Here is a 6,078-nt window from a genome sequence, read left to right as displayed (position 1 = left end):
GCGCTGGAGCACTCACCGGAGACCGCCGCCACGGCGGAGGGCTCGGTCTCCGGCGCCTCGCGCGGCGAAGCCCCGCGCGCATCCCAGGCCACGTCCTGGGGACACTACGAGCTGCTCGGCCTGTTGGGCCGGGGCGGGATGGGTGAGGTCCACCGCGCGCGCGACACGCGGCTGGGGCGACAGGTGGCGCTCAAGTTCATCCGGGGCGCGGCCCCCGAGCGGGCCATGCGACTGGTGCAGGAGGCCCGCGCCCAGGCGCGCATCGACCACCCGCATGTCTGCAAGGTCTTCGAGGTCGGCGAGGTCGAGGGCCGGACGTTCATCGCCATGCAGCTCGTGGAGGGGGAGCTGCTGGAGCACGCCGCGGCGCGCATGACGCTGACGCGCAAGCTGCGCCTGATGAAGCACGTGGCCGAGGCCGTCCACGCCGCCCACGCGCTGGGCGTCATCCACCGCGACCTCAAGCCCTCCAACATCATGGTGCGCGGCGCGGACTCGGACCGCCCCACGCCCGTCATCCTGGACTTCGGCCTCGCCTACGAGCTGGCGCTGGGACACGGCCTCACCACCACGGGCGCCGTGCTCGGGACGCCCGCGTACATGGCGCCGGAGCAGGCCCGCGGCGAGGTGCGCGCCGTCGACCACCGCGCCGACATCTACGCCCTGGGCGCCACGCTGTACGAGCTGCTCACGGGGGCCCCGCCCTTCCAGGGCGCCACGCCCCTGGAGACGCTCGCGAAGGTGCTGGATGGGGAGCTCGCGCCGCCGCGCGCGCGCGTGCCCACGCTGGACGCCGCCCTGGACACGGTGTGCCTCAAGTGCCTCGCCCGGGAGCCGGACCAGCGCTACGGCTCGAGCCTCGCGCTCGCGGAGGACCTGGGGCGCATCCTCGACGGGCAGCCCATCCTCGGCCGCGGGCCCGGCCTGGTGGACCGCGTGCGGCGCCTGGCGCGAGCGCACCGCGTCGCCTTCTGGCTCTCGGCCGGCTCGCTGTCCGGCATGCTGCTGCTCGGCGCCGTGGGAGGACAGGCGTGGCTGTCCCGGCGGGAGCTGGAGGCGCGCACCGCCTCGCGGGTGCTCCTGGCGGAGCAGCTGGGCCAGCAGGTGCGGGAGCTGGAGTCGTTCGTGCGCGCCTTCCAGGCCCTGCCCCTGCACGACACCCGCCCCGAGCTGCGGCTGGCCCGCGAGCGGCTGGCGAAGCTGTCGGCCATGGAGCCCGGGCTCGGCCCCCAGGAGGAGGGGCTCGTGCGTCAGGCGCTCGGTCGGGGGCACCTGGCGCTGCGCGAGTTCGAGCAGGCCCACGAGGCCTTGGAGCGCGCGCACGCCTTGGGCGTGGACACGCCGGGGCTGCACTACGCGCTGGGCCGGGCGCTCGGTGAGCGCTATCGCCAGGGCCTGGAGGACGCCCGGCGCGAGGGCGGGGCGCGGTGGGTGGACGAGCAGCGACGGCAGCTCGAGGCGCGCTTCCTCACGCCCGCCCTCGCCTCGCTGGAGCGGAGCCGGAGCCTGGAGCTGGAGTCGCCGCGCTACCTGGAGGGGCTCATCGCCCTGTACCGCGGCGAGCACGAGGCCGCCGAGCACGCCGCCCAAGAGGCCATGGCCCAGGCCTCCTGGATGCCCGAGGCCCGCGCGCTCGCGGGGGACGTGGCCCGTGCGCGCGCCATGGTGTTGCTGGAGCAAGGGGATTACGTCCAGGCACGACGATGGCTGGAGGAGGCCGGCCAGCGCTACGAGAAGACGCTGGAGCTGGGCCGCAGCGATGCGTGGGGTCATGCGGCGCTCGCCGAGGTGTGGCTGCAGCGCTCCGAGCTGGACAAGCGCGAGGGGCGCTCTCGCAAGGCCGCGCTCGACGAGGCGGAGCGGGCCGTGGAGCGCTCGCTCACCGCCGACCCGGAGCGCGCGGCGGGCCACACCCAGCGGGCCCAGGTGCTGATGAATCAGTATCGCGCGGTGAACTTCCAGGGGGAGCCGGACTCGCGCGGCGCCGCCGCCCTCCTCGAGGAGTGGACGCGCGCGGCGGCGCGGGCCGTGGAGCTGGACCCGCGCGACGTGCTCGCGCTCGACTCGCTGGGCTACAGCCACTTCATGCGGGGCTTGCGTCAGGCGCGCGCGGGCGAGGCGCCGGAGGCCTCCTGGAGCGAGGCCTTGCGCTGGCTGTCGCGCGCGCTCGAGCTGCAGCCGCTGTATCCCTGGGCGCTCAACGACTTGGGGCTCGTGCACCGGTGGCGGGGCAACCACCTGCGGGAGCACGGTGGGGACCCGCTGCCCGCCTACGAACAGGCCGCGCGCGCCTTCCTCGACGCCACGCGCGTGGACCCGCAGTACCTGTTCGCCCACTCGAACCTGGCGGAGCTGTACGTGGCGATGGCGGGCCACCGGCTGGGGCTCGGCCAGGACCCGGAGGACGACGTGCGGCGGGCGCTGGAGGCGAGCGGACGGGCGCGCGCCATCGACGCCCGGTTCCACTCCGCGCTCGAGCACACCGCGGCGGCGGAGCTGACGCGGGCGCGCCACCTGGAGCAGACGGAGCAGGACCCGGGCCCGGCACTGGAGCGGGCGCTGAGCGCGGCGCTCGAGGCCCAGCGGCTCAACGCGCGCTCGGAGCGCTCCCTCCTCCACCAGGCCACGGTCCACGTGGAGCGCGCGCGGTGGATGCTGCGCGAGGGCAGTGATGCGACGGCCGCGCTACGCGACACGCGCTCGGAGCACGCCCCGCGCACGCAGAAGACGCGGCGCGAGGCCGGTGACACGACGGCTGCACTGGAGACGCAGCGGCTCGACACGCGCTCGGAAAGCGCCTTCACCCTCCCGCGCACTGTCCAAGAGGAGCACGCACGGTGGACGCTGCGCGAGGGCGAAGCGACTGCCGCGCTGGAGGCAGGGCGACGCGCTCTGGAGGAAGCCTATCGGCTGAGTCCCTCCTGCGCGGACTGCCGGGTGATGGGGGCCTGGCTGGAGCTGACGGCGGCGGACCTGGAACAACTTCGAGGCGGCTCGGCCTTGCCCCGCCTGCGCCGCGCGCTCGACGAGGCGCGGCGCGCGGTGGCGCTGTACGCCTATGACGAGAGCCACCTGATGATGGCGCGCGCTTGCTGGCGATGGGCCCGCGCCGCGGCCCCCTCCGCCTCGCACGAGGTGGAGGAGGAGGGCTTGTCCCACGTGGAGAAGGCGCTACGGCTGTCGCCAGGGCTGGCGGAGGCCGAAGCCCTCCGGGCCGGACTGCTGTGGGCGCGGGCCCGGGGCCTGTCGGACACGGCCTCGCGAGAGGCCACCCTGGGCGAGGCTCGCGCCGTGCTCGACCAGGCCCTCGAGCGCGCACCACGACTGAGCCGCGCGTACCCCCGGCTGGTCCAGGACCTCGCCGAGCCCGCTCACACCGGAGCCGCGCTCCGAGCCCGGCCCGCGGCCCCCTGAACCGCCGCCCCTCCCCGCGCGAGTCCGACGCAACAAGGTGGCGGGAGCACCGGCGAAGTGCCTCTCAGCACTCCGCCGGCCTGCGCACGCTGGCGACCCCTCGGCGCGCCTCCACGCTCCGCCACCTCGCACACGCTGGCCACCCACAGCACGCCCCAGCGCTCCGCCACCTCGCACCCGCTGCGCGCCTCAGCGCTCCGCCTTGGGCACGCCGGTCGCCAGCGGCGCGTCCGTGCGCCACTGAGGCGCAGGGCCGCACCTGGGCAGCGACAGCCCCTTCGGCAGCGGCGGCGTCGACTGGCGACGGTTCTCCGGATTGAGGCACACCGCCCCCTGGGGCCCCCAGAGCGCCTCCAGCGCCTCCAGGTCCTCCAGCCGCGCTCCCGAGCGCGGGTCGAACCCGTGCGCGTCACGCCGCAGGAACGGCGTGCCGCTCACCGTGAACGCGCGCAGGTCCCCCTGCCCCACGAAATACGCGGCGCGCTTGGCCTGCAGACAGGACCGGTAGACGAGCTCCCGCTCCGCGTCATCCCGGTACGTCTCCGGGTCCCACGGCCGATACCCCCACCACAGGCACGCCGCGATGGCGCCCGTCTCGCAAGCCAGCGTCACCGCGCTGGCGCGCTCGCTCACCGCGGCGCTCAGGCCATCCACCTGTCGCCCCGGCAGGAAGACGGACCGCACGTCGCCCTGCCCCCGCGTCGCCCGGCACTGGGGCTGCCAGTCCCCGGTCCCCACCACCCGGTAGCGCACCTGGAAGCGGCCCGCCTCCGGCACGCCCAGCGACAGCTCATGGAGCACCTGGAGGCTGTCTCCGCCCCCCACGTCCACCGGCAGGTGGAAGTAGAACGACAGCTTCGCCAGCGAGGCCCCGCGCACCTTGCGCGACTCGCCCCCTTGCGTGAGCGCCACGAAGAAGTCCGCGGGGCTGGCGTGCAGGCCCGTGAGCACCCCGATGGCCTCCGGCTCCGGCTCCGACGGACGGGTGAGCCGGACCGGCACGTCGAGCACCGTGCGCCGCTCGGCCGTGGAGCGCACCCGCATCAGCACGCCCTCGGCGGTGTTCAGGAAGCCCTCCGGACACCACACGGGCCGCCCCTCGTGCTGGAAGCAGTAGTCGTCGCCCTCCGCGATGTAGATGCCCAGGCCGTTGGGGTCCGGGTCGCACTGCCCCGTGGGACAGCCCCCGCCCCCCGTCGGACCGTCGGACCGTCCCGCCTGGAGCGGCCCCGGGGGCGCCGTCAGCCGGCACCCTCCGCCCACCGCCAACAACGCCAGAGTGCCCACGAGCCACGCCTGCTGAATCCTCGCCAAAGATGTCTCCTCGAGAGCCGCGCCAAGGGCGCGGGTCGTTCGCGGTGGCCACGTTAGCCAACCCCGTGCCAACCCCCTCCCGCACCCACGCCCGAGCGGCAACCCCCGCCGGCGGCGCCCGTGGCACACCCAGGTGGCACAGTGCCTGGTGACACCGCCGGTTTACGTAAGATGGGCCCATGGAACACGAGGGGTCGACCCTGGGGCAGAGCGACGCCGCCGCGCGGCGGGACTCGGACGAGCCACCCCGGCCCGGGCTGGTGCAGGTCCTCGGCGCGGGCGCCCCGGTGGCCGTGGCCGTGCCGCTCCACGGCGAGCAGGCGCTGGGGCGGGGCACGCCCGGCCTGAGCGAGCCGGCCGACCCGAGGATGTCACGCCACCACGCGAGGGTGAGTCACGACGGCCAGCGCTGCTGGGTCACCGACCTGGGCAGCCAGAACGGCACCTTCGTGGACGGAGAGCCGGTCCCCTCGGGCGAGCGGCGCCAGGTGCACCGCGTCCTGCGCCTGGGCGACTCCCTGTTCGTCCCCAGCGCGGATGTGGGCCCGCTCGCGCGCCAGGGCGTCCTCGACGACGGGGGCTTCGTGCGCGGGCCCGCGATGCGGCGGCTGCTGGAGCAGGTGGCGCGCCTGGCCCAGCATGGCCTGGCGCTGCACATCCACGGCGAGAGCGGCGCGGGCAAGGAGGGCGTGGCGCGGGCGTTCCATGAGTTGGGTCCCAGGCGCGCGGGGCCCTTCGTGGCCGTCAACTGCGCGGCCATCCCCCAGGGGCTCGCCGAGCGCCTGCTGTTCGGCGCGAAGCGGGGCGCCTACTCCGGCGCCGACGACGCGGAGGGCTACCTCCAGGCCGCGGACGGCGGGACGCTGTTCCTCGACGAGGTGACGGAGCTGGACCTCCAGGTGCAGGCCAAGCTGCTGCGCACGCTGGAGACCCACGAGGTCCTCCCCCTGGGCAGCGCGCGTGCCCGCAAGGTGGACGTGCGGGTGTGCTCGGCCAGCAACCGGGACCTGCGAGCGCAGGTGGCCAACGGACGGCTGCGCGAGGACCTGTACTTCCGGCTCGGTCGCCCGGAGGTCCGCCTGCCCGCCCTGCGACAACGCCCGGAGGAGCTCACGCTCCTGGTGGCGCGCTTCCTCCAGGAGGGCCCCGAGGGCCTCGGCGCGCACGTCTCGCTGTTCGAGGCCTGCCTGCTGCGCGCCTGGCCGGGCAACGTGCGCGAGCTGCGCGTGGAGGTGCGCGGCGCCAGCCAGGAGGCCCTCCTGCGCGGCGCCCGACGCATCGAGGCGGGGCACCTGGCACCGGGCGCGGGCCACGCGTTCAACACCGACGCACGGGAGCGGACTCCAGAAG

Annotated in this window: 3 protein-coding genes; 2 read left to right on the top strand and 1 reads right to left on the bottom strand. The window is 75.3% G+C overall.

Annotated elements, in window-relative coordinates; translation table 11 throughout:
* A partial coding sequence (locus FL311_RS46200; RefSeq protein WP_141332942.1) for a serine/threonine-protein kinase occupies positions 1–3,414 on the top strand: 3,414 nt, incomplete at its 5' end.
* A gap of 189 nt (positions 3,415–3,603) precedes the next feature.
* Here FL311_RS46200 and FL311_RS40260 read toward each other — a convergent pair.
* Positions 3,604–4,728: an ADYC domain-containing protein gene (locus FL311_RS40260; RefSeq protein WP_141332941.1), complete on the bottom strand. Its 1,125-nt coding sequence runs from the start codon at positions 4,726–4,728 to the stop codon at positions 3,604–3,606.
* 179 nt (positions 4,729–4,907) lie between these two features.
* On the opposite strand from FL311_RS40260, the gene FL311_RS40255 reads away from it, so the two are divergent.
* The coding region (locus FL311_RS40255) for a sigma 54-interacting transcriptional regulator (protein ID WP_141332940.1) at positions 4,908–6,078 on the top strand (1,171 nt) is incomplete at its 3' end.

It is taken from the genome of Myxococcus sp. AB025B (assembly GCF_006518215.1).
GTDB lineage: Bacteria > Myxococcota > Myxococcia > Myxococcales > Myxococcaceae > Myxococcus > Myxococcus fulvus.
Note: the sequence above shows the minus strand (reverse complement) of the source record. Positions and strands in the feature narration are given on the sequence as shown.